Consider the following 22,485-nt stretch of genomic DNA (forward strand, 5'->3'; position numbering starts at 1 on the left):
TAGGACGGGCTAGGTCAAAGACGGAGAGGCCGATGTACAGCACCCTGGCGAACTTCCTCGCCCACGCCGTCGCCCTCGAGACCGAGGCCGGCGAGCGCTACCGCGAACTTGCCGACGTCATGGAGGTCCACAACAACCCCGAGGTGGCGGCCATGTTCGCCCGCATGGCCGAATTCTCGGCCATGCACGCCGCCGAGGTCACCGCCCGCGCCGGCGCCCACGGCCCGCTGCCGCGCCTGAAATCATGGGAATTCAAGTGGGAGACCACGGAGCCGCCCGAGGTCGGCGACAGCGCCGACACCCATTACCGCATGACGCCCCGCCACGCCCTGCAATACGCCCTGGCCAACGAACGCCGCGGCTGGGAGTTCTACAACCACGCCGCCACCCACGCGCCGCTGCCCGAAATCCGCGACCTGGCCCGCGACTTCGCCGACGAGGAAGCCGAGCACGTCCGCACCCTGGAACACTGGCTGGAATCGACGCCGCCGCCGGACCACGACTGGGCCGACGACCCCGACCCCGCCAACGTGGTGGATTGACGGGGGAGGATGGCCTGGGGATGGGGGTATTTATTTGGTGCATTGTTACCGGCGTGTGCCGTTGAATGTGACGGTGTGAGGGAAAAAAATATCGTTCACCACGAAGACACGAAGGGCACGAAGAAGAACCAGGACGGAAGAATATTTCCTTTTTTCCTTCTTCGCGCCCTTCGTGTCTTCGTGGTTAAACAAGCTTTTTTTTCGATACCCCTGCCATCCGCTACGTGATCCGCTCCGGGATCTCCAGGCACCCCAGCGTCACCCCATAAAAGAAACGCAACGCCGCCACGAATTGGTTCAGGCTGGCCCACGAGATCCCCTGCGACACCAGGTGGACCTGCCAGGCGCGCACGTCATCATGGTCGAGCCGAACTTTGCGCTTCTCCGGCCTCAGGATGGAGGCTATCCTTGCCCGGAACCTGAAAAGGACTGGCCGTTCATATGGGAAATTCGGGCTGCATGAGCTGCGTGGAAAAGGCTGCGCTTTTGGATCTGGGAGGCACGCTTGCCCAGGCGGCATTCCGGAGCCTGCTTGGAATCATGTCAGGCAGCATGGGCATGGCGGCGCAGGGACTGTATTCCATGGGTGACGCCATCACCAAGGGCCTGACCCTCGCCAGCATCCGAATTTCCAAGATACCTCCGAGCAAGACTTTCCCGTTTGGGGCGGGAAAGATTCTGTTCGTTAGCTCACTCATAATCGGAATATCCCTCATCGGGACCGGCGTCTTTCTAGCCAGCACGAGCTTCAATGAGCCGAACACCGTCGAGGCAACAGGCTCTCTGTTTGCCATCGTCGGCGTCATAGTCTCCGCTGCTTTTAGCGAATTGATGTCGCGCTATCTTTTTTGCGTCGCTACGGAAAATGACAACATTGCGCTCCGTTCTGCGAGCCGTGACAATCGCATTGATGCGATCACCTCCATCGTCGTATTCACCGGAATCGTTCTTTCCGAAGTTGGGCTTGATGCTGCAGATCACATCGCGGCGCTCCTCGTCTCCCTGATTGTCATGAATATTGGCAGAATCATCGCATGGGATGCCATCAAGGGCCTTTTAGACGTCACTGTTCCGCGTGAGACCCTTGATGAAATCGCCCGCAAGTCACGGGCGATAAAGGGCGTTAGAGAAATCAAGCTGATCCGCGGTCGCAGCTTAGGCGAGTTTTGGGAAATATACATGCATGTATCAATTGACGAGATGCTGACGGTTGCTGAAAGCAACGCCATCGTCAACAGCCTTAGGGAAAATATACTTGATAGTTTTCCGGAGGTTCAGCATGCGTGGATCATCACGGTGCCGGACACGAGCCGAAATGACGATGTCCCAGATTACTGGGCAGATCATTTATTCGCGGACACGATAAAACAAGAGCTTGCGTCGCCAAGCCTTCCTTCGGAATGACTTTACGCTACAGCGCACGATGAGGCAGCATGATTGACATATCAAAAGCGCGCCTGGTTCACCTCCGATGGCTGCTCCAGCTTGAAAAGAAGATCCGACAGGAATCAGCGCCGACACTTGAGTCCTGCCGAACCTGTGAACTCGGAAAATGGATTTATTCCGAGGCTCTCGAAAAATATAGCGCGTACCCAGAGATTTCATTTCTAGAGAAACGTCATCGGCATTTTCATGAAACAGCTGATATTCTTGTGAAATTATTCAGTGAGCGCAATTTTGTTGAGGCTGAAGTTGCTCTCGACGAGCTGAAGCGTGATAGCCAAGACCTCATTTTTATGCTGACGATGTTCGAATATCGCTACACTGGGTTCAATGAGGCCAACTGAGCAGGAGGCACTCATGGCGAAGTCATCCAAGTCGCTTGTTTCCATGGACAAGATTCTGGAAATTTTAGCTTCAACCATTAGTATCGTTCTTGGACTATTCGGACTTAGCCAGCATTACGGCTCCAATACGATAAAGCCATCGCGTATATACACCAGCGGAGATGCTGCCAAATTCTTGGAGCTTGATCGTCTGGAGGTGCTCCATCTCATCAAGAGCGGCGCGATCCAGGCCACCAAGGGTGGCAACGGCAACTATCTGATCGTCGGCCAGTCCCTGATCAATTATCTGGCATCACCCAATGTGTCATCCACTGACTAATCTTTCGGTCCAGCGTATTGGCCTGGAATAATACCATTTCCTGAAAATTCCGACCTGCGGCCGGAGTTTTCAAGCCCTCGCCGGGCGGGCGCATCCGCGCCCTTGGCCGCGCCCTCAACGGGCGCTGGATACCCGTTCCAGGAATCAGGAATTCCTGAAACGGGTATCAGAGGTCCGGCTCCTCTGGGGCTGGCGTCGTGCTGGCCGGACCTCGGAGAACCCTCCAGATTCCCCATGTTCCCGTTGAACCGTTCTGAATGGTTTCATGGAAAGGCAAACCCTGGTAAACATCGGAACCTCCAGCTGAAATGGGGGGGAGACGCTGGAATGTCGCTGAACCTGTCCTTTTTCGGCAAGACCGTGTTGGTTTCCTCAACTGACGAGGCGCTTGGCCGCCTAATTGTCACCACCCTGAATCAAATCGGCTTCGCCGACGTCGTTTTTCATCAGGATGTGGACGAGGCAATTGGAGTTCTGTCATCTAACAACTATGATCTGGTCATCTGTTCGGACGTCGACTTCGGCGAAGCGGTATCCATAGCCAGACGCCTTCGCACCGAGCCTAAGAACGACTCGCCGACGCCGATCATCTGCGTCATCGCGCAGTTGGACACCACCAAGGTCAACATGGCGCTAAATTGCGGCGCCAACTGCCTTATGCTCATGCCGATCACCTCGCGCACCATGCTCAAGAACGTGAGGCGCGCCATGGACGATCCACGCGAATTCGTCACAAGCGACGAGTACCGCGGCCCGTGCCGCCGAGTGGCGGATTCCCGAGACAGCTACGACGGCCCCCGGCGCCGGGCTTCGGACCGCAGCCAGCGCAATTCCGCCGCCCACGGCACAGCGGCACCCCGCCCGCAAAGGGACGGGCACGCGCAACAGGCAGAGCCGAACCTGGCGGCGTCCCCCGGCAGCGCTAGCCCCGTGCGCACGCGGCCGGCACGACCGAACCGACAAGATGACGACTTTTCCACGGAATCTCTGGGGCTTCAGACCGAGCACGTCATTCAGGGCATCAATGATATCGCCGGCCGGATCGAGTATCTGAAGCAGACCTTGAACGCCGCCGATGACGACGACACGCGGCGGATCGTGCGGACACAAATCATGGAAGCCGCACAGAGGCTGGTCAACTTGATGCTTCTGGTGGATATGAACAAGGCTCACACCCGGAACAAGGCGTTCAGCGCCCGCATCGCCGAGGTCCGCAGGCTATTCGTCGATATCTTGTGGCAGATGTCGCATGTCCGGTTGGACGCGATCCAGGGGGAGATCGAAAAAAGTCTCGCGGGCCAAGCCCTGGTCATGGGGCGCAGCGAACAATTGCAGCAGCGTCTGGCCTCGGTCGAGGAAATCCTGGCGGTCATCGGCCACAAGGGGATCGACCAAGAGATCGATGACAAATTGGACAAGGCATGGAAGGGCATCGAAGACGTCCTGCGCGCCGAGGCCGAGCATTTCAACCTTCCTGATCTGGCGCGAAGCCTGCAGCGCCACCAGCGCCCTTCACGGCCGCCGCGCCCCAAAACAGCGGCGTCAACACCGGCCCCGCCTCCGGCGCCCGAGAGTGCGGCCAGCCAAAACGCAGTCGCCCAACGCCTGCGCTCCAAACGGGAGGGCGGGGACGGGCGATAAGCGCGGCCTGCTATCTTGTTCCCAGCTTGAGTTGGGGCGGCGGCGGCGGCGCCTCTACCCGCGCCTTGCTAGGGGCGGACGGCTGCGGCGCGCCGGCCTTGCCCACCGCAGCGATCGCCGGAGGGACCAAGGCGGCCCTTGCCGCAGCGACGTCGGCGTAGATCTTCGCCAATTCCTGCCGAAGGCGGTCATTCTCGTCCTTCAGGGATTTGGCGGCAACCCAGTTCTTTTCACTTTGCATCATGCACATCTGCATGATGACCTGTTGCCGCGCGGCACCCAGGTCTACCGCCCCCGCTCCCACCTCGGGCTGGGGCAACGCCAGCGCGGCACGAAAGCCCTTGCCGCCGGAGAGTGCCGAGTGCTGGGCGGTTTCCACCACCCGTTCGGTCATTAGAGCCAGTTGGACGACCGCCGCCAGCATTTCCCGGTCGTCTTCGCCCTGAGGCGATTCCGGCATCCGCTCGCAGGCATCGATGATTCTCAGCAGGAAATCATGAGACTTTTGAAGGTTGGCCAAAGCCGTCGAAAACCGGGTCGGCGGAGCCATTCACCGCGCCTCTTCTCCGTAGCGAGAAATCTGCTCGCCCTCTTCTTGCGGGACCACCCCAATGGGAAAGTCGTCCGATGAACCCGGCATGTCCGCCGTCTCGCAGGTGTTCCTGTCCATGGCCAGATAGGCCATGGGGCGGTCGTCTACGTTCTCGTTGGACAGCACGCCCTTGAACTTCGCATCCACAACCATGATGTGATTGACCAACCAATCCGCGACCATGGGGCCGAGAGCGCCGATATCGTTCAGGTCCTGCGTCCCGCGATAGCGCGCGATCTGCGCATGGACGCGCTTGGCGAAAGCGTCGTGGGCAATGATGTGTTCGACCATCTGGTCATAATTGGCCTGGGCCATGGCCATCTGCTCGCGCTGGAAATGCCCCTCGATATATTCTTCGAGGATGTTCACGGCGGTTTCGATCAACTGCAGCTTTTCGTTCTCGCCGCCGTCAACGATGTCCCTCAACAGCGCGGCAAGACGGAAGAACGCCTGATGGTCTTCGTCGATGGCATCAATGCCGATTGAAAGATCGGGCGTCCATTTGATTAGGGCTGCGGCTGATTTCATTCCAGATTCCATCACCTAACGAACTCTGCGCGCATGAGCCAATCTACTTGAACAATGACGCCGACTAAAGCTCGGTTGGCAGGCAACAGGCCTCGATCAAAAAAAATTCACTAGGTCTACACCTTACTCCAGAGCGGCGGAGAAACGCAACGCCCCCATACATACAAATTTATACCGCCAAAAGTCATATATATAAATAATTATAATCAGCATCCGCGGGCGATCACGTCAACTAGCGTTTGCCCCGCTTCGACCGTCAATGGCAGTATGGCCGCGCCATCGCGATGGCCTTCAGCCAACTTCCCGGGTTCAATCGACGTGTCTTCCTGGCTCCAAACGCTTCGCACCACCATCGCATCAAGCGGATGGGTTGGCCCGCTGGTAATCGCCATCCTGGGACTGGCGGCCGCGGTGTTCTTCATCCATCTGCTGGTCGCCATCGTGGTGGGGTCATTGGTGGTTCTGGCCGTCTGGCACCTGACTGAACGCACCCTAGGGCCGGGTGTGCGCATCCGGCTTGCCCTGCCGCCGACGCTGCGGTCACGGATCAAACGCTGGCTGGCGCGACCGTGATCGCCAGAGCCCCCGGGGGCGGCTTCAGGGGGGGAACATAAGGCCAGCATAAATGGCCGCCGCCTTGTGCCCGCAGCGACCTTGAGAATGCCCCCCTTGAACAAGCTACGGTCACGCCTCTGCCGGCACCAGCAACGCCAATACCCGGGGCAAGATTTCAAAGTGGAAGGGAGAGGCCATTTTCTCCACCTCGCCATCCAGCGAAACCAGCGGCTTGGCATTTCTGGTCCGTACATCCAGCCAAGGAGAGTGCATGCGCGACAACATGACGTCGCTGCCCCAGGCGCCCGATGCCGCCACCAGACCAAGGCCAAGAATCCCGGCGGCACCGGGGCTTTGCCCCACATAGATTCCCAAGGTTCCGCCGTCCAGCCGTTCCCGTTCCAGCAAGAACGGGTCTGAATCCTTGCACAGGTTGTTCGACACCATCAGGAAGCTGGTGAACACCCGAGCCCGACCGCTTGGGCCGATCAGTTCCGCCTCCAACACGCGATGCCGGGCGGCCAGGCCGGCCACGCCTGCCAAGGCGCCTTCCAGGAAGCCGCCGCCCTTGCCGCGCACCCTGTCCCGTGCTCGTATGAATTCAGGAAAGGCGCCGAAACAGGCGCGGATCAGGAACAGATGATCGTTCATCCGTCCCACGTCGATGGCCCGGACCCGCCCCCTCGCCAGGGCCTTGGCTGCCAGGACGGGATCCAGCGGCAGGCCGAGCTGGCGTGCCACGTAATTCATGGTTCCCAGGGGCAGGACGCCCAGGACCTTGCCGCCAGCAATAACGTCCTTCAGGGCGCGCGACACCGAACCATCGCCACCCCCGATGACCACGGCCTGGACCTCAGGGGCCCGACAGGCTGCCCGCACGGCCTTCCCCATTTCCTTGCCTGAGGCGACGACGACGGGTCCGTCATGCCCATGGGCGGCCCATACCTGGGACAGCCGCGCGGCGACGTCCTTGGGGGACAGCCGCGCCATGCTTCCGGCCCGCGCATTGACGATGGTAGCAATCCGCATGGGGACCCCGCCTACACGATGCCGTCCGCCCCCGCCAAATCGGGAGCCGGAGCGTGGGGACCAAGGCCTCGTCGCCCCCCTTCCCCGTGACCCCGCCTTATCCCTGCCGGCTATAGCTGCCAGCGCAGCCCCGATGCCCGGTCGTTCGGCACCTTGACGACGATGTCATGGCACTTGATGCAGCGTCCCGCCGGAGGATGGGGCTGGCGCGACGTAGGCAGGATCGGCGGCCCCAGCTTGCGCACGCGGGACAAGCTTTCCAGCACCGCCCCGTAAGGCGTCTTGAATTGGGATCCTGGCGGCGCGCCGCCGACGATCAGATGACACTGGACGCAGTCGCCTACGAAGGGATGCGGCATGCCGCCGCCCTGGGCCACGGGAGGAATGTGCCGGATGGTCATGAGCTTATATCCGGGAGCCGGAGCCAGGAAGCGTTCCAGCGGCGACAGAAGAGACGGTTCCATTGGCAACGGCAACCGCCCGGTCAGAATTCCCGCCGCACGGCGGGGCGACGTCACCCCATCGGGGACGCCACTGGGAACCATGTCCAGGTAAAGGCCCAAACCAATCCCAACCACCAGCATGATCGCGACCCAAACCGGCCAGCCGCGGCGTCGCGAGGGCGCGTCCCGGCTCATGGCTGCCGTCCGTTGCTGATCACTGCACGGCCATCCATAGCGCCAGACCTTCATCGTCACGCAGCCGACAGGTCTTGCCGCCGACCATGATGGATTTAGCGTACACCTCGGCATTGGGGCGGTTGGGATCGAAACGGAAGCCGACCCCGCTGATGCGAGCCCCGTCCAGGGGTGGGCAATTGATCTGCTTAAGATAGGACTGGGGCGCCACCGATACCTCAAGCAACAAACCGGTACCGTTGTCGAGCCACACATGCACCTGGCCCCAGCCCATTTCGCTGCCGATGCTCGCGACCTGGGTGACACGGCCACCGAAACTCAGCGGCGGCACCGGCACGAAGGGGGTCAGGCCGGGAAGCGCCGCGGGCACGGCGGCCGCACCGCCAGGCCCCATTGCCAGCTCGCCGCCGGACAGACCCGCCATCGAGAAGCGATCGGGGACCAGGGCGACGAGCACCATAACGGCCAGAGCAACCGCTCCGATCCCAAGAATCAACTGGGGAGACGCGTTTCGCCCGAAGGTGCCACGAAGCCGTTCCAACAGTACCCGCCACTGCACGGACATGCGTCTCTCCCGCCCTTACTTGCCCTTCGCCGGCACGGCGACGACAGGCGCCGGGCTGACGAACAGACGGATGTCGCGGGCGTGGGGGATCTCCTCCTGGATGCGCTGGCGCACCGCCTCGGCCACCAGCGTGCTTTCCTTGACCTTCAATTTGGGGGACACACGAAGTCGGATGTCGAACTGCACTTCCTCGCCCACATGGCGGCCGCGCAGGAAATAGACGCTCTCCACCAGCGGGGTGTTCATGGCCAGCTGCCAGGCGGTCTGCAGCAGTTCAGTGTCCACGGAACTGTCCATCAGGCCGTGAACCGCGTTGCCGATTAGTTCGAGGCCGATGCGCCCCACCAGCGCGGAAACGCCGACAGCGGCAATGGTGTCGGCGATGGGAAAGCCGATCACCGACGCGATCACGCCTATCATCACCGCCGCCGAGGAAATGGCGTCCGAACGGTTATCCCACGCATTGGCGATGATGGCCGGGCTGTTGTTCTCGTTACCCACGCAGATCTGATATCGGTACATCAGCTCGTTGACGATCACCGTCACCGACGCCCCAATGGCGGCGAAGAACGAAGGCGCCTCATAGGTGCCCGAAATCAGCTTCATCACCGAGCCGTACATCAGGAAGGAGGCACCGATGAACAGCAGCGAGCCGACGATCGCCGACGAGATGTACTGGATATTGCCGTATCCGAAGGGATAGCGGGCATCGGCCGGCTTGTTCGAGATCTTCAAACTGAGCTGGGTGACGCCGCTGGCGACGACGTCGGCACCTGAGTGCAACGAATCGGCCACCAAAGCGACGGAGCCGCTCATCAGGCCCAGAATGCCCTTGAAAAGAGTCATGCCGATGTCGGCGGTAAACGCCCACCAAACGACTTCTTCTCGGCAATCTCTGCAGTGCTCGAATCTCATCGGTTCATATATTCCACGATATTGGATCCCAAGATTCGGTAGTTGTCGCCAACCTTCTTGGCTTTCAAAGCACCGGTGCTGACAAGATCAAGCACCTGAATGCGTTCCAACCCCAAAAGCTCCGCCGCCTCCACGCTGCTGTAAATGCGGTGCGGCGCGATTTCCTCGCTGAACATCTTGTCAACCAGGGCGATGGCGCCTTGCACGAAGCTGACCAGGGCCCCCCCTTTCATCACCGTCGTCCAGATCATGGCTTAGCCCCCTTCGGATGCGACAAAGGCAACAATTCCTGGAAAATCTGGGGCGTGATCACCGGCGTATCGCCCGACGCCTGCTCCTTGAAGTAGTCAAGGCGCTTGAAGCCGGTAAAGAACGCCAGGTAGTCCCACGGCCACTTGGTGATCTCGATGTTGTATATCGCTGCCGAGGCATTGTATTCCTCCCGCTTCCCGGCGATGCGATCCTCCATCTCCACCAGAGAAGACATCATGTGCTTGTAAGTTTCGGCGGACTGCACATTGGGATACTGCTCAACAATGGCCATCAGACGGCCCAGAGCCATGCCGATGCCGTCACCGGACAGCAACTTGCCACCGTCACCCAAAATCTTGGCGACCCCGCCTTGCTTCATCAGTTGCTCGATGGCGGCGCCCACCGGCCCGTCCTTGCCAGCCTCCACCGACTCGGCCCGCTTGTCGGCGGTGTGCGAGAAGATCGAGTGTTCCAGGGCGGCGTGGTTCAGGGTCAGCTTCACCAAATTGCCGAACAGGTTGTCGCGACGCTGAACCATGACCTCGTAGTTCGAGCGCCGCGACAGCGCATCCTCGTACATGGTCACGAAGGCGTTGTAACGCATGAGCAGGGTCGCGATGAACGCCACCAGGGAAAGAACGGAGACGGCCATCAAGACATGTACAGACCGGCGGCCAATCTGATGCGAGGCGGCCTCGACCACATACAGGTTGGCCAACAATTCTTCGGACTGCCTGACCCGCTGAAGTGCGCTGACCTCGACCTCGGGGGCCGAACCCGCATTGGCGTTGCCTAAAGCCATCTCCGCCTCGCTCCTTTATACCTTGGCACGACGCGCCGCCGGCTCAGCCGGCCTGCCCGTCCTCAAGTTCATTCGCCCGCTTGAAATGTGGCAGCGCCTCGTCATGGGCACCCATCTGTTCGTAACTGTAGGCCATGGCCCGATGCACCTTGCCTTCGTTGGGACGCAGGCCCAGCGCGATCTTGAAGCTGTCGATGGCTTCATCGAACCGACCCAGGTTATCCAAAGCCACCCCCAAACGGAAGCGAACGTTGAAATTGACAGGATTGGCCTCGGCGACCTTGGCCAGCAGCGGCACGGCCAGATCGTACTTCTGCACCTGCACATAGGTCAGGCCCAGCACGGTGGCCACCTTGACGTCGTCGGGAGAATCCTTCAGCGAACGCTCCAGCAACTCGATGCCGCGGTCGGTCTCGCCGGTCTTCACATAGGCGATGCCCAGATGCAGGGCGACGTTCACGTCGAAATCGCCATCGTCATAGACCGGCTCGAGCATCATGACGGCCTGGGAATAACGCCCGGCCTTGGCATGGGCGATACCCTTGTCGCGATAGAAGGACAAACGGATATCTTCATTGACGGCAAAGGCCGAGCGGAACGCGTCAACCATGTTGACGCCCAGGCGCTTGAGCACGGACAGGCCGTAATGAGTGTAGAGGGTAACTTCGTCAAGGACATCCGACGGCTTGCTGGACATGTTGTTCTCCAAATTCAAAAACAGCGATGACTCACTTGATCACATGACAGGCTTCACAGGGCCCGCGAACCTCATGGGGGCTGACGCCCGACGTCGCAACTTCCCGACTGATGGCCGGCGGCGGCAGGCTGATCAAATCGGGATCGGGGGTCAGCTCGAAGCCCTGGCCGATGGGGTGGCATTCGGTACATGGGCCGCGATAGCCGTGCGGGCGGGGATCGCCGGCCAGGATCATGGGGGCGCCTTCCAACTGAACGAAGCCCAGACCGCCTTCCTCGACCCGCAAGGCCACGGTCAGCTTGCGCACCACCGGCGGGCCGGGGCGGTCGTCCTTGCGCAACACGGCGATGCGCGCCTCGTTCCGGTTGGCCACCAGCCGACTGGCGGCCTGGAAACTTTCCATGTCGGTCACCGGGGTGTCATCGACCCGCACGATGACGTCGCCCCCCAGCAGGCCCGAAAAGGCGGCGTTCAGAGTCACCTCGCCCAGTAGAACGCCCTGGACCCCCTGGGGAAAGTTCAGCTTGCGGGCCAGTTCGCCGGTCATCAACCGACCGTCCATGCCTTGCCAATGCCCTTCGAACACCTTGAGCTTGCGCGGAACGTAATTGGGCAGCGGCTGTTCCCCACCCGCCGGAGCGGCAGGAGCATAAGGCGCCGCCGGCGCGGCGACCGGCACCGGGACCGGAGCCACGGAGGCGACGGGCGGCGCAACCATGGTGGCCCCCACCCCCGGCGACGGCGTCAGGGCAGTCTGCGACACCGATGGCCCTTGCCGCCCAATCACGAGCACCAGGGCGACCACCACAGCCGCGACGATAAGGGCGATCTTGCTGTTCATGCCTGTCCGATCCTGCCGCGCCGACCTAGACCGACACCAGCATCTTGATGGCGATGGCCGCCATGGTGGCGGCGTAAATGCCCTTGAGCACACGCACCGGCAACACCCGCATCAGCCGCGCCCCGATGATCCCACCCACATAGGCGCCGGGAATCATCACCACGGCCAGCGTGACCGGGGCCTCCCAATGGATCAGCCCGGTGCTGGTGCCGTGCAGAAAGGAAACCGCCACACCCGCAACCGAAGCCCAGAATACCAGAACCGAGCTGTTGGCGATGGCGTTCTGCAACGTCATGCGGCCAACATAGCGCTGCAGCGGGACCTCGACGACGCCGCCGCTGATGCCCAGGATGCCGCTGAACAGGCCCATGGGCAGCCCCAGCACCGCGTTGCGCACCGGACCGTCAGGCAGGTCGAGACCGTCCGACTTCGCCTTGGCGTCCCCGCTGGCCAGCGCCATCAATTCGTCCATCTCCTCGTCGGCAGACACCGGGGACACCGGGGCCAGGTCGCCCTCGCCGGCGTCGGGGCGGATGATCTCCAGAACCGCCTTGCCAGCCATGATCAGGGCGAACAGGCCCAGCAACACGCCGACGACCGAATCGCCGATGGCGTTGCCGATGAAATAGCCGACCACCACGCCGGCAACGCCCCACGGAATGAGCGGCTTGACCTTGTTCCACTGAACTAACTGCGCCTTGTCGTTGCGCAGCGCCGTGGCGCCGTAGACGAAGACGTTGGTCAGAAACACCACCGGCCGGATCAGATACATGCCATAGCCGAAGAACACCATCATGCCGGCCACCTGCAGGACGCCGCCACCCATGGTCATCATCCCGCCGGTGATACCGGCGGCCAGAGCCAGCATGCACAGCCCCAGGATGTCGGCCACCGAATAGCCGGCAATCTTGGCGCCGCCCACATGATCGGGGTCGATGAACGGCATGCCCGACGGAAAGCCGTTCACGGGCGCCCCGCCCTGGACCACGTTGATGCCCAGGCCGGGCACCGCGGTGGGACCATCGACGGTGGCGCGAGCCTTGGACCACCACCCGGCGGAACTGGCCATGGCCACCGTCTGGGTCTGGGCCGGAGCCGGCGCCGGCGCGGCGCCGGTCTTGAAGCGGACCACGTCGCGCAGATGCGACACGATCACATGAGCGGGAACGGTAAAACCCTCGATGCGGCCCGTCGGGCCGGTGGTGGCGATGTTGATACCCACCAGGTCGCCCTGGCCGTCGACCAGGGGCCCGCCGTTCTGTTCCCAAGTGTAGACGGCGTCGGACCGCAACAGATGGGTGATCTGGCTGCCGCCCAGGTTCAGCGGCGCGTCGGCGGACTGCACCACCCCCTGACGCACCAGCGGCGCACCGGCGGCGTTGCGGCCGAAAGCGTAAACCTGCTGGCCCTGAATGACCGTCTGCACGTCGGCCATGCGGAAATGTAGGAACTTCTCGGTGGTCTGCATCTTCAGCAGCACCAGATCGTGGCTGGCGATGGCTTTAACCACCTGGGCCGGGAAGCTGCGGACTCCGGTGGAGGTCGCCACCTGGACAGTGATCACCGACAGGTTGGCGACCGAGTGCTGTGCGGTCACCACATAGCCGTTAGCACCGACGATGGCACCTGAAGCCACCGGCCCGGAGTTGATGCCGTTGCCGCCGATGCTCACCACGGCGGGCGGCACGGTGTAATACAGGCGCTGCACGTCGGGCATGGCGACATTGCGCAGGAGGAACTGACCGACAGACATGTCGTCGCTCCCCGGGAAGTAGTCGTCTTCGTCATAACTGTCGAGCAGATATGCGCCCCAGGCAAAAGTCACCATGACCAGCAAGGCCAGAATGGTGACCGCCGCCTTCCAGGACCGCTCGCAGAAAACGATCTTGTTATTGGGCAGATCGCCCGTGGTTTCGCCGACTTCAATCATGCCCGTTTTCCACGCTCGTTTAAATTTCCGAAGCCACCGTCAACTCGCCAATACGGCGACATAGATGGTCGAAAGAATCAAGAAGATACCCATCAAGGGCATACCCCAACGCATATACTCGCGGTGAGTGAACTGCGTTCCGGCTGCCGCCGCCGCCGCCAGTTGCGGATGCCGCTTGATGAAACCGGAATATTGATTCATGGCCAGTGCACCGGCGGTCGCCCCGGACAGGGAGGCGGACGAACCGGCCATGATGCCCAGCGCCAGCGCCCACCAGGCGGCCTGGCCGTCTCCGTCAAGGCGCAGGGTCGCCGCCATGGGGGCGAAAAGCGCGGCGGTAGTACCACCACCGACAAAAATGGTCAGGCCGGCCGCCACCCACATCAGCAGGATCGCCCGCAAGCGGTCATGCGAGGCGGTCACCTGCTCCAGCCAGGTCACCGCCCAATCCAACATGCCTAAGGCGTTCAGAGCCCCAACCATCACGAAGAGCCCGGCGAAGAACAGCAGATCGGTGCCGCCGCAGGCATGGAAGAACTCGTCGTCCTTGAACCGTCCCAGCGCCAAGGCAACCAACCCGGCGCCAAAGGCGATCCAGCCCGGCCGCAGGTTCAGCGGCCCGGCGAACACCAGGCCCAGCACGGTTACGGCGAAAATCAGCACGCAATAGCGCAGCAGACGGCGGTCGATTTGGCGGTCGCGCACCTGCTCGCCCTCCAGCCAAGCCGGGTCCACCGGAATCCCGGCACCTTTCCAATCGCCCAGACGGCGTTCGAAGAAGATCAGCATGGCCGCCAACAGCAGCAGGCAGACCGGCATCATGCCACCGATGAAGTCATTGAAATGCAGCCGCCCCGCGGACGCCAGGATCATGTTGGGAAAGTCGCCGATCATGGTAGAGGCGCCGCCCAGGTTGGCCGCGATGATTTCACCGATGATCACCGGGACAGGGTCGATGCCGGTACGGAAGCACACGGTCAATGTGACCGGGACCACCACGGCGACGGTCACGAAGCTGTTGCTGACCAGCGAGATGGCATAGGTGACCAAGGCCATCATCACCAAGATCCAGCGCCCCTGCCCCTGAGACCGCTCCGCGGTTCCGGCGGCCATGTTGGCGTAGAACCCCGATTTCGCCAGGAGCGACGAGATGGCTGACATGCCGAAGATCAGAGCCAGCGTCTCGAAATACACGGATTGTAGGGCCATGCGGGGCGTGTAGGTGCCGCTGGCCCAGCCGATCAGCACCAGAGCGCCCGCCCCCGCCAGGACAGCGACATGTCCACCCTCGGCCCGCCGATACACGGCGACGAAGGTGACGATAAAAACGGCGAGGACGAGAAAGCCAACCACCTAGCGCTCCCCCTTGCTCAGGACAGCCTCGTCGAAGCTCAGCGGTTCGGCGGAAAACGTGGTCTCCCGGCTGTCCGCCATCTCCTCGACTTCGGCACTGACGTGCAGGGACTCCACCCGCTTGAGGGCACCGCATACCGTTGCCTGAACGGTTTCGCAGATCCGGTGGGCGTCCTCGACGGTGTGTTCGGGATCGACGCCGACGATCATGTCGGCCCAGATACCCTGGCCCACGTTACGGGCGCGCAGATGAATGACACTGCGCACGCCATCGACCTTCTCGGCGATACCGACGATCCGGTTCAGCACCCCTTCACTGACGCTGTGGTCCATCAGTCCGCGATAGGCGTCCAAGAACACCACCCTGCCCAGCAACAGCAGGTCCACCGTTTCCCACAGAGCCACCGCCGGATCGAGCCAAGGCATGTTAAGGTAGTGGGCGCCGATGATGCCCAGGGCCACGGCACCCGACGCGGTCGCATCGCCGTGGTGATGCTTGGCCATGGTCTTGATGATGGGGCTGTTGGTTTCGATGGCCACGCACCGGGAATAGAAATACATGGCCAAGTTGACGCCAACCGAAACCAGTGCCGCCCACAGCACGATCAGGTGGGGCGTGCGGTGCCTGCTTTCGTCAAGCAGGATCTGGACGGCGTGGATCAGCAGATAGCCGGTCAGGCCGATGAAGACCACGCTGACCACCATGGACAGGATGAACTCCACCTTGCCATGCCCATAGGGATGCTCGGCATCCAGGGGCTTGCTGGAAATATTGGTGCCGATCACCACCATCAGGGCGTTGAGCATGTCCTTCAACGAGTACATGGCGTCCGCCAGCATGGCCTGCGACCCGCCAATCAGGCCGACGAACGCCTTCATGACCAGCAGCACCGCGCTCACGGCCAAGCCGACCCAGCCGATGCTTCTGCTGCAGGCGGCACATCCGCTTTTTCTCATCCCTACGAACTCCCAACTTCCGGCGCCATGGCCGAAAACGACGTCTTCACCGCTTGATCACGATCGCCCTGCCCGGCGTCTTCTGCTTGCGCCGGTTGATGACACTGAGCAGGACCGAGAAGATGCCGATGGCGACGCCAAGCATGAACGTGACGCCAAGGACCACGAAATGAGGCGACGCCATGACCAACGGTCCAAGCCTAGTCTCCACCACATGGGCGTTGGAGGACGCCAGCAGCACAATCAAGCCGCCAATCAGCAATGATACGAACAATTTAATCATGCCACTGCCCTAAACATTCACCAGCGTGGTTTCGCCACCGCCCCATCAGGAGCCGGTCACGTCGCCCAGCTGCCGCCAGTATTGGGGCGGAAGTTCCTCCGCCAGGCGCAGGGCGCCACGACAACCGTCGAAGGTGGGATCCTTGACGCAGGTCACCTCGGCCACGCCATAGGGACGCAGCTTTTCCTGGACATAGCCGGCGATGCCGCGAATCCGGGAACCGCCACCAGCGACGATGATGTTACGCAGCGCCACCGCCTGGCATTCAGGCTGGAACGATTGCAGCAGGGTTTCGATGCTTTCCAGGATATCCGGCATCAACGCCTCGCAGGCGATGCGGACCGCGTCGGTCACATCGCGCTGGACCGGCTTGCCGGCGGCGCGGAACTCGTAGACGGATGCCTCGGGGGCGGGGCCGACGAACGAGAACCTTTCCTTGACCGCGCAAGCGACGTTCAGGTTCATCTGCAACTCGGGATGGCGCTCCAGAATGGCGTTCTGCAGGCGCTCGTCCACATAGTTGCCGGCCTTGGTCAGCGTAACCTGATCCTCGGGGCCGGGCACGGTCCCCTTCAGGGCGCAGATGTCGGTAGTCCCCGCGCCGATATCAACGACGATGGCGTTGACCAGCTTTTCCAGGCCGTAGGCGACCATGAACGGCTCGGAAACCACCATGGCGGTATGCACCACCTCCTGGGCCATCTTCAGCAGCAGAGCCTTGTTGGCGGCAGAAGCACGGGCCGGAACGCCAATCACGGCGCAGATATCTTCGCCTTCCTCGGGCTCGGCGGTCCTGACCAAATGAGTCAACAGATGGCGTGCGACCTCGACGTCGCGTTCGCTGATCTCGCTCAGCACGCCATCTTGAAGCGGATAGCGCAGATCTAGATAGGAACGCATATCGAAAGCCTCGTCGCCGACCACATAGGGACGGCCAAGAAGCTTGAGACCGATGACATCCTTGGGATAGCCAACCACCGACTTCAGCAGGAACTTCTTGCCCCGGCTCGACATCACGGCGGTGTGAGACGTCCCAAGGTCAATCCCAAGAAACAGCCGCTGCTTGGCCTGGCCCCTATCTTCACCCTGGCTCATTTCACTCACTCCGGTTACGCATGCGTTTTGGAACAGGGGACTCTTTACTGCTTAACGTTGCCGGTATCGCAGGACGACGGACCGCACGAAGCACATCCCCCCAGCCTCCCGGGCAGCAAACGGCGGACATTGCCGACGATCGTGCTCCCCACGGCCTGCCCACCCTTGACGGTCGCGCCGGCCAGGGACGAACCGACGCCGTAGATCCCCTTTGCGCCGTCGGTGACAACACCGAAAATTCCGGTTATCAGGTCTTCCACGGGAACGTTCTGGTGGACGACGCCCGCCTTGACCTCTCGCCCCCGCTTGGCCGGGGCCCGCGCGACCGGCTTTGCTGCCATCGCCGGCGACACTTCCGGCACGTTGCCGGCCTCGGCGTCCGTCGAGGGCTCACGCTCCAACGCGGCGCCGGCCATGACCGCCTCCTCAATCAGGGCCGCCAGTGGCGCGGGCGCGGCGACTTCATCCTTGACGCCCGGCTCGGCCACGGCCTCGACCTCGGCGACCGCCTCGATGGCGACCTCGTCCACCACCGGCTCGGCCACGGCCTCAACCTCGGCCGGCGCCTCGACCTCGGCGACCGCCTCGATGGCGACCTCGTCCACCACCGGCTCGGCCACGGCCTCGACCTCGGTCGGCACCTCGATGGCGGCCATCGCCTCGATAGCCACCTCGTCCACCACCGGCTCGGCCACGGCCTCGACCTCGGCCGGCGGCTCGATGGCGGCCATCGCCTCGATGGCGACCTCGTCCGCCACCAGTTCGGCCACGGCTTCGAACTTGGCCGGCGCCTCGATGGCGACCTTGTCCACCACCGGTTCGGCCACGGATTCAAACTCGGCCGGCGCCTCGATGGCGACCTTGTCCACCACCGGTTCGGCCACGGATTCGAACTCGGCCGGCGCCTCGATGGCGACCTCGTCCACCACCGGTTCGGCCACGGCTTCGAACTCGGCCGGCGCCTCGATGGCGACGTCTTCCTCGACGGCGGAACCCACCAGCGCCGGCTCGGACGTCACATCAATGATCGGCGCATTGCCGCCGGCATTCGTGTCGTCGGTAGATTTTGGCGAATTCCAGACGGACGAAGACCACTGATCAAACAGCGACGCCCCCACGGGAAGTTCGGACGGACGGGGCAACTGCGTCGGCGCCGTCGCCGGGTTTTCCGGTCGGCCGCCACCATGGCTCGACCACGGCGAGCTGTCCAGAAGCGACACCCAGACATCGGTCGTGACCGGCTTGGCGGTCTCGGAAACATCCGGGGGGCGTTCCGACGAAGCTGATCGGTCCGAGAACTTTCCTCGATCCTTGCGGTTACCAGCCATGAATTCCTCCCGAACCTAGAGAACGACCCAGAATTCCTGCCCATTCCGATGAACGCGCAAGAGGATCTGCTGACCAGACTGCGTCGCAGTCTTGATCGCGCCATCCAACTGTGCGGGGCTTGAAACGGGACGGTTATTCACCTGAAGGATATAATCATTGGTCTGAAGCCCAGCACGGGCCGCCCGTGACCCCGCCAATACCTCGGCGACCTGTGCCCCCACGGTCGCGGCCGCAGGCCCTGCCACGGTGCCGCCGGCAGGAGCGCCGACGCGCGGGCTGGCGACAGGGGACTGGAATGTCTCGATCTCCATGCCCAGCCAATTGAACTCGGTCGGCACGGCCGGAGCGGTCCGTGCTGCGCCGGGAACGCCAGCCATCGCCGCGCCCCGCCCGGCCCCGGCGGTGGGAGCCTGCATCGCCGGCGAAGGCATCGCTGGCGACTGCACCGCAGCCGCGGCCAGCCCGGCCAGCCCGGTGGACAGGGAAAGATCGGCGACGTCGCCATCGCGCAACACCCCAAGGCGCACCGACCGGCCCTTCGGCATCTCCGCCAGCAAGGCGATGGCTTCCTCGGGGCGGGCCACCGGCCGGCCGTCCACCTTCAGAATCACGTCACCGGGGCGCAGGCCAGCCATGGCGGCGGGGGTATTGGGAGTCACACCGGTGACATAGACGCCCCGGCCGGCCGGCTGGCCGGTCTGCTGGCTCAGTCGGACGGACATGGGCGACAGGGCGGCACCCAGCAGGGTGGAGCGGCGCCCCTCGGCACCAATGGCCGCGCCGCCGCGCCCGCCCTGAACGTTGATGGCCAGACTGCCCGGAGGCTGCGCATAGCTGTAGCCCGGCGCCGCCACTGGAGCCGCCGCGCCGGTGCCGCCGATCATCTGGTGGCAGGTGGCGCAGTTCATGTTCTGGCGACCGTCGGTGTGCGGCGCGACCGCGCCCACCGGGATCGGCGGCGGCGCAACCGGAGCCGCCACCGGCAGCATCGGGCCACCCATGCCGGCCGCCGGCTGGTTGCCCGCCGGAATGATGTCGTGGCAGGTGGTGCAATCCATGTTCTGCCGGCCGTCGGTATGAGGTGCCGGCACCCCGGCCATGATGGCCGGCCCGGCGGCGCCGAAGCCGCCGCCGGGGCCGGGGCGCTGCATGGCCACCAGTCCCATGGTCGGGCCTTCGGCCGTCGAGGTCGGCAGCCAGCCAACCTCGTCCATCACGAACATGCGGGCCTGGTTGCTGGAGACTGCGAAGCCGATGCCGGCAAAGGCGCCGTTGGGGGTGTAGATGGCGGTATTGATGCCAATCACCGCGCCGGTCGTCGCCACCAGTGGGCCACCGGAATTGCCCTGGTTGATGGCCGCGTCGGTCTGCAGCAGGTTGGAGTGCGTCACCCCCTCGATGACCATGGTCTTGCGCTTGGCCGAGATGATGCCCCGGCTGACGGTCATATCAAGGCCGAACGGCGTGCCGATGGCGATGACCTCGTCGGCGACACGCACGGAATCACTGTCGCCAAACACCGCCGACGACAACCGGGTCTTTGCCATGACCTTCAGAAGCGCCAAGTCCAGCGCCTCGTCCATCTTCACGACCTCGGCCGAATAGCGGGTCGACCCCACGTCGTCCCGGACGGTGACGAACACCGAGTTCGCCCCGCGGACCACATGGTAATTGGTGACGATGAAGCCGTCGTCGCGGACGATCACGCCGGTGCCGATGTTTTCGACCGTCCGCGTCTGCGGATTGGCGAAGCGCGGCAGCCCGTCGGTGTTGGCCAAGCCCAGCGGATCGGGCATGGCCTGGCCGGTGGACGACGACGCGGAGACACTGACGACGCTATTGCGCAGGACGGTGACGACGTTGGAGAACGCGCCGCCGCCCACGGGAGCCGCACCAAAATCAACCACCGGGGGCAAAGTGGCGATGGCGCCGGCGGCCGTAGGCGGCGCCACGCGGTTGCCGCCGGCCTGGACGGCCTGGACGGGAGCGCCCCCCGGCGCCGGCAACGCGATCCCGCCCTGCTGGACGGGAACGTTGGCCGCCGCATGCTTGCCGCGGGTAAGTTGCTCGAACATGGCCCCAAGGCGCAAGCCACCCTGCGACTGGCGATAGATGAAGGCACCAAACAGCACGATCGCCGCCACCACCGCCATGAGCATCAGGTAGCGTTTGAGATCCTTGCCACAGGAGCCGCCCGGGCGGCCTTCGCCTTCCACGTCACCGTTGAACATAGCGATCAACCATCAATGTTGGAATCGGATGCGGTTTCCTTGCCGGAACGCGGAGTCCTCACCGTTTGGACGCCGGCAGCAAGCGCGACAAGCCCCAGAATGATGAGCGCCACCGGCACCGCTCCACGCAGGAATTCGGTAACCGACCACCACCAGGCCGTCATACCCAGCAACCCCAGGGCAAGCGCCAGCAAGCCGAAAATCACGCTTGGCATAACCGTTTCTCCAGTATTGCTGCTAAGCGCCGGGCGCTAAGCAAAGTCATCAGCCACATCAACCGGACGAACCGGACCATCCGCTTTTTCCGCCCGCCGTACCTTAAGGGCATAGACGGTTATAAGCAGATTGCCAAGCCCGGCGAACAGGAAAGGGGCCGGGGGGCCGATCATGTCGAACAGGAACCCGCCGATCTGCACAAAGAAAATGATGCCCAGACAACCGATTACGTTGAACATGCCAAGCACCGAACCGATCAGGTCGCGAGGCGAATAATCAATCGTCAGTATCTGCGGCGCAACGAAACTGCCCGCCTGACCCGCCGATATCAGTAGGATCGGGAACACTATGTACCAGTCGAAGGGATTGACCACCAGCCCCAGCAACAGGAAACCCAGCGCCGACAGGAGCATGCCCAGGGTCACCGCCTGGACCCGGCCGAAGCGTTCGATGAACGAGCGCCACACCGGGATCGAAAGCATGACCATGCCCCCCATCAGGCCGATCAGCAATCCCGCCCGGGCCGCCGCTTCGGTCTGCCCGACATTGATCAGGTCGGCGAAATAGATGAACCACAGCATCAGAAAAAGGCCGACGAACACCATGTCGCTGCGGGCGAACAGCGAACTGGCGAAGGCCAGGCGAAGTCGCGGCTCGGACTTGACCAGCGTCCACACCACCCGCCACGGCACCGAGGATTCGCGCGTCCTGGGGGCGATGTCGGTCAGGAAGCTCCTGGCCAGCCACGCCCCGGCCAGGGCCGTGGCAGCGGTCAGCAGCATGGTCACGACAATGCCGACATGACGCGGAATCTGCATCAGAACGGCATAGACCAGGGTGACGCCGAAGGCCATCATGAAGGCGGTGTTGGACATCAGACGGGCTCGGTTGCCTTCGTGGCTGAAATCGCCGGCCACGGCGGACAATTGCGGCCAGACCGCCCCGCTGCCTAAAGACATCATGATGCGCGACGCGTAATAGACCGCCAGCGCGCCCAGTGCGCCCCCACCGATCCACGGGCTGAACGGCGCGATCACCGCGCCCGCCGCCGCCACCAGGAACCCCGCCACGATGATCTTGACGCGGCCGATCCGGTCGGAAAGATACCCCAGATAGCCGAATATGAACATGTCCAACACTTCGGTCACGACCTGGACATTGGCATTCACCGCCCCGGCCGTATCGAAGGAAATCCCGAGAATGTTTCTTAGAAACAAGGGCTGGATGGCAACTACGAGCGTCATGAAAACCATGCACAGCGCCGACAATAGATAGAGCGCATTGCGCTCTCTGTCGCCGATTTCCGAATCCTGTCCTTGCGGTCGCATCACCCTACCCTTCGCGCGTAGCCGGACTATAACAACGGTCCGGGGGTGGTTGACAACACC

General features: G+C 62.8%; 25 protein-coding genes. 6 read left to right on the forward strand and 19 right to left on the reverse strand.

Annotated elements, in window-relative coordinates:
* The first annotated feature begins 32 nt into the window (after positions 1 to 32).
* From MTBUT4_RS18740 to MTBUT4_RS18765, 5 genes are all read left to right on the forward strand, one after another.
* The gene (locus MTBUT4_RS18740; RefSeq protein ID WP_173981238.1) at positions 33 to 542 is read left to right on the forward strand and encodes a ferritin family protein; all 510 of its coding nucleotides are present in this window, start codon (positions 33 to 35) and stop codon (positions 540 to 542) included.
* A 441-nt stretch (positions 543 to 983) separates the two neighbouring features.
* Entirely contained in the window at positions 984 to 1,946 is a 963-nt protein-coding gene (mamV, locus tag MTBUT4_RS18750; RefSeq protein WP_256367270.1) for a CDF transporter MamV, read from the forward strand.
* Positions 1,947 to 1,975: 29 nt separating this feature from the next.
* A complete protein-coding gene (locus MTBUT4_RS18755) occupies positions 1,976 to 2,329 on the forward strand; it encodes a CZB domain-containing protein (protein WP_173981240.1) in 354 nt (117 codons plus the stop codon).
* 13 nt (positions 2,330 to 2,342) lie between these two features.
* Positions 2,343 to 2,648, forward strand: a complete 306-nt coding sequence (gene mamR, locus MTBUT4_RS18760) for a magnetosome protein MamR (RefSeq protein WP_173981241.1) — start codon at positions 2,343 to 2,345, stop codon at positions 2,646 to 2,648.
* 327 nt (positions 2,649 to 2,975) lie between these two features.
* On the forward strand, positions 2,976 to 4,289 hold the full coding sequence (locus tag MTBUT4_RS18765) for a hypothetical protein (RefSeq protein ID WP_173981242.1): 1,314 nt from the start codon (positions 2,976 to 2,978) through the stop codon (positions 4,287 to 4,289).
* Positions 4,290 to 4,299: 10 nt separating this feature from the next.
* Here the strand turns inward: MTBUT4_RS18765 and MTBUT4_RS18770 are convergent, their stop codons facing one another.
* Both MTBUT4_RS18770 and MTBUT4_RS18775 read right to left on the reverse strand, forming a co-directional pair.
* Positions 4,300 to 4,839, reverse strand: a complete 540-nt coding sequence (locus MTBUT4_RS18770) for a hypothetical protein (protein ID WP_173981243.1) — start codon at positions 4,837 to 4,839, stop codon at positions 4,300 to 4,302.
* Complete coding sequence (locus tag MTBUT4_RS18775; protein ID WP_173981244.1) at positions 4,840 to 5,409, reverse strand: bacteriohemerythrin; 570 nt, start codon at positions 5,407 to 5,409, stop codon at positions 4,840 to 4,842.
* 318 nt (positions 5,410 to 5,727) lie between these two features.
* Here MTBUT4_RS18775 and MTBUT4_RS18780 point away from each other — a divergent pair, with 318 nt between their 5' ends.
* Positions 5,728 to 5,982 (forward strand): hypothetical protein, encoded by a 255-nt coding sequence (locus tag MTBUT4_RS18780; protein ID WP_173981245.1) that lies wholly within the window; start codon positions 5,728 to 5,730, stop codon positions 5,980 to 5,982.
* Between the two features lie 111 nt (positions 5,983 to 6,093).
* Here the strand turns inward: MTBUT4_RS18780 and MTBUT4_RS18785 are convergent, their stop codons facing one another.
* The 17 genes from MTBUT4_RS18785 to mamH all read right to left on the reverse strand — a co-directional run bounded on the left by MTBUT4_RS18785 (position 6,094) and on the right by mamH (position 22,425).
* A complete protein-coding gene (locus MTBUT4_RS18785) occupies positions 6,094 to 6,993 on the reverse strand; it encodes a diacylglycerol kinase family protein (RefSeq protein ID WP_173981246.1) in 900 nt (299 codons plus the stop codon).
* Positions 6,994 to 7,103: 110 nt separating this feature from the next.
* The gene (gene mamT, locus MTBUT4_RS18790) at positions 7,104 to 7,631 is read right to left on the reverse strand and encodes a magnetosome protein MamT (protein ID WP_173981247.1); all 528 of its coding nucleotides are present in this window, start codon (positions 7,629 to 7,631) and stop codon (positions 7,104 to 7,106) included.
* A 19-nt stretch (positions 7,632 to 7,650) separates the two neighbouring features.
* On the reverse strand, positions 7,651 to 8,196 hold the full coding sequence (locus MTBUT4_RS18795; protein ID WP_173981248.1) for a hypothetical protein: 546 nt from the start codon (positions 8,194 to 8,196) through the stop codon (positions 7,651 to 7,653).
* Positions 8,197 to 8,211: 15 nt separating this feature from the next.
* Positions 8,212 to 9,111, reverse strand: a complete 900-nt coding sequence (gene mamB, locus MTBUT4_RS18800) for a magnetosome biogenesis CDF transporter MamB (protein ID WP_173981249.1) — start codon at positions 9,109 to 9,111, stop codon at positions 8,212 to 8,214.
* Entirely contained in the window at positions 9,108 to 9,362 is a 255-nt protein-coding gene (mamR, locus tag MTBUT4_RS18805; protein ID WP_173981250.1) for a magnetosome protein MamR, read from the reverse strand. Before mamR (MTBUT4_RS18805) ends, mamB begins: the two co-directional genes overlap by 4 nt.
* A complete protein-coding gene (mamQ, locus tag MTBUT4_RS18810; protein WP_173981251.1) occupies positions 9,359 to 10,165 on the reverse strand; it encodes a magnetosome protein MamQ in 807 nt (268 codons plus the stop codon). Before mamQ ends, mamR (MTBUT4_RS18805) begins: the two co-directional genes overlap by 4 nt.
* Positions 10,166 to 10,208: 43 nt before the next feature.
* Complete coding sequence (gene mamA / locus MTBUT4_RS18815) at positions 10,209 to 10,862, reverse strand: magnetosome protein MamA (RefSeq protein WP_254434938.1); 654 nt, start codon at positions 10,860 to 10,862, stop codon at positions 10,209 to 10,211.
* A gap of 31 nt (positions 10,863 to 10,893) precedes the next feature.
* The gene (gene mamP, locus MTBUT4_RS18820) at positions 10,894 to 11,703 is read right to left on the reverse strand and encodes a magnetosome magnetite formation protein MamP (protein WP_173981253.1); all 810 of its coding nucleotides are present in this window, start codon (positions 11,701 to 11,703) and stop codon (positions 10,894 to 10,896) included.
* Between the two features lie 25 nt (positions 11,704 to 11,728).
* Positions 11,729 to 13,633, reverse strand: coding sequence for a magnetosome protein MamO (mamO, locus tag MTBUT4_RS18825; RefSeq protein WP_173981254.1), 1,905 nt, complete (start codon positions 13,631 to 13,633; stop codon positions 11,729 to 11,731).
* A 39-nt stretch (positions 13,634 to 13,672) separates the two neighbouring features.
* Complete coding sequence (mamN, locus tag MTBUT4_RS18830) at positions 13,673 to 14,986, reverse strand: magnetosome biogenesis transporter MamN (RefSeq protein ID WP_173981255.1); 1,314 nt, start codon at positions 14,984 to 14,986, stop codon at positions 13,673 to 13,675.
* Positions 14,987 to 15,943 carry a magnetosome biogenesis CDF transporter MamM gene (gene mamM / locus MTBUT4_RS18835; protein ID WP_173981256.1) on the reverse strand — a complete coding sequence of 319 codons (957 nt, stop codon included), beginning with the start codon at positions 15,941 to 15,943 and terminating at the stop codon, positions 14,987 to 14,989.
* Between the two features lie 46 nt (positions 15,944 to 15,989).
* Positions 15,990 to 16,226 (reverse strand): magnetosome protein MamL, encoded by a 237-nt coding sequence (gene mamL, locus MTBUT4_RS18840; protein ID WP_173981257.1) that lies wholly within the window; start codon positions 16,224 to 16,226, stop codon positions 15,990 to 15,992.
* A 45-nt stretch (positions 16,227 to 16,271) separates the two neighbouring features.
* Positions 16,272 to 17,321, reverse strand: coding sequence for a MamK family actin-like protein (gene mamK / locus MTBUT4_RS18845; RefSeq protein ID WP_173981258.1), 1,050 nt, complete (start codon positions 17,319 to 17,321; stop codon positions 16,272 to 16,274).
* Positions 17,322 to 17,365: 44 nt separating this feature from the next.
* Positions 17,366 to 18,649, reverse strand: coding sequence for a magnetosome protein MamJ (mamJ, locus tag MTBUT4_RS18850; protein WP_173981259.1), 1,284 nt, complete (start codon positions 18,647 to 18,649; stop codon positions 17,366 to 17,368).
* Positions 18,650 to 18,664: 15 nt separating this feature from the next.
* A complete protein-coding gene (gene mamE / locus MTBUT4_RS18855; protein ID WP_254434940.1) occupies positions 18,665 to 20,881 on the reverse strand; it encodes a magnetosome formation protease MamE in 2,217 nt (738 codons plus the stop codon).
* A 5-nt stretch (positions 20,882 to 20,886) separates the two neighbouring features.
* Positions 20,887 to 21,096, reverse strand: a complete 210-nt coding sequence (gene mamI, locus MTBUT4_RS18860; protein WP_173981260.1) for a magnetosome protein MamI — start codon at positions 21,094 to 21,096, stop codon at positions 20,887 to 20,889.
* Between the two features lie 36 nt (positions 21,097 to 21,132).
* Entirely contained in the window at positions 21,133 to 22,425 is a 1,293-nt protein-coding gene (mamH, locus tag MTBUT4_RS18865; RefSeq protein WP_173981261.1) for a magnetosome biogenesis transporter MamH, read from the reverse strand.
* Positions 22,426 to 22,485: the final 60 nt, after the last annotated feature.

Source organism: Magnetospirillum sp. UT-4 (genome assembly GCF_902729435.1).
Taxonomy (GTDB): domain Bacteria; phylum Pseudomonadota; class Alphaproteobacteria; order Rhodospirillales; family Magnetospirillaceae; genus Magnetospirillum.

Coding starts and splice junctions, on each gene's coding strand:
- MTBUT4_RS18740 (WP_173981238.1), top strand. CDS start 33: ATGTACAGCACCCTGGCGAACTTCCTCGCCCACGCCGTCGCCCTCGAG.
- mamV (WP_256367270.1), top strand. CDS start 984: ATGGGAAATTCGGGCTGCATGAGCTGCGTGGAAAAGGCTGCGCTTTTG.
- MTBUT4_RS18755 (WP_173981240.1), top strand. CDS start 1,976: ATGATTGACATATCAAAAGCGCGCCTGGTTCACCTCCGATGGCTGCTC.
- mamR (WP_173981241.1), top strand. CDS start 2,343: ATGGCGAAGTCATCCAAGTCGCTTGTTTCCATGGACAAGATTCTGGAA.
- MTBUT4_RS18765 (WP_173981242.1), top strand. CDS start 2,976: ATGTCGCTGAACCTGTCCTTTTTCGGCAAGACCGTGTTGGTTTCCTCA.
- MTBUT4_RS18770 (WP_173981243.1), bottom strand. CDS start 4,839: ATGGCTCCGCCGACCCGGTTTTCGACGGCTTTGGCCAACCTTCAAAAG.
- MTBUT4_RS18775 (WP_173981244.1), bottom strand. CDS start 5,409: ATGAAATCAGCCGCAGCCCTAATCAAATGGACGCCCGATCTTTCAATC.
- MTBUT4_RS18785 (WP_173981246.1), bottom strand. CDS start 6,993: ATGCGGATTGCTACCATCGTCAATGCGCGGGCCGGAAGCATGGCGCGG.
- mamT (WP_173981247.1), bottom strand. CDS start 7,631: ATGAGCCGGGACGCGCCCTCGCGACGCCGCGGCTGGCCGGTTTGGGTC.
- MTBUT4_RS18795 (WP_173981248.1), bottom strand. CDS start 8,196: ATGTCCGTGCAGTGGCGGGTACTGTTGGAACGGCTTCGTGGCACCTTC.
- mamB (WP_173981249.1), bottom strand. CDS start 9,111: ATGAGATTCGAGCACTGCAGAGATTGCCGAGAAGAAGTCGTTTGGTGG.
- mamR (WP_173981250.1), bottom strand. CDS start 9,362: ATGATCTGGACGACGGTGATGAAAGGGGGGGCCCTGGTCAGCTTCGTG.
- mamQ (WP_173981251.1), bottom strand. CDS start 10,165: ATGGCTTTAGGCAACGCCAATGCGGGTTCGGCCCCCGAGGTCGAGGTC.
- mamA (WP_254434938.1), bottom strand. CDS start 10,862: ATGTCCAGCAAGCCGTCGGATGTCCTTGACGAAGTTACCCTCTACACT.
- mamP (WP_173981253.1), bottom strand. CDS start 11,703: ATGAACAGCAAGATCGCCCTTATCGTCGCGGCTGTGGTGGTCGCCCTG.
- mamO (WP_173981254.1), bottom strand. CDS start 13,633: ATGATTGAAGTCGGCGAAACCACGGGCGATCTGCCCAATAACAAGATC.
- mamM (WP_173981256.1), bottom strand. CDS start 15,943: ATGAGAAAAAGCGGATGTGCCGCCTGCAGCAGAAGCATCGGCTGGGTC.
- mamL (WP_173981257.1), bottom strand. CDS start 16,226: ATGATTAAATTGTTCGTATCATTGCTGATTGGCGGCTTGATTGTGCTG.
- mamK (WP_173981258.1), bottom strand. CDS start 17,321: ATGAGCCAGGGTGAAGATAGGGGCCAGGCCAAGCAGCGGCTGTTTCTT.
- mamJ (WP_173981259.1), bottom strand. CDS start 18,649: ATGGCTGGTAACCGCAAGGATCGAGGAAAGTTCTCGGACCGATCAGCT.
- mamE (WP_254434940.1), bottom strand. CDS start 20,881: ATGTTCAACGGTGACGTGGAAGGCGAAGGCCGCCCGGGCGGCTCCTGT.
- mamI (WP_173981260.1), bottom strand. CDS start 21,096: ATGCCAAGCGTGATTTTCGGCTTGCTGGCGCTTGCCCTGGGGTTGCTG.
- mamH (WP_173981261.1), bottom strand. CDS start 22,425: ATGCGACCGCAAGGACAGGATTCGGAAATCGGCGACAGAGAGCGCAAT.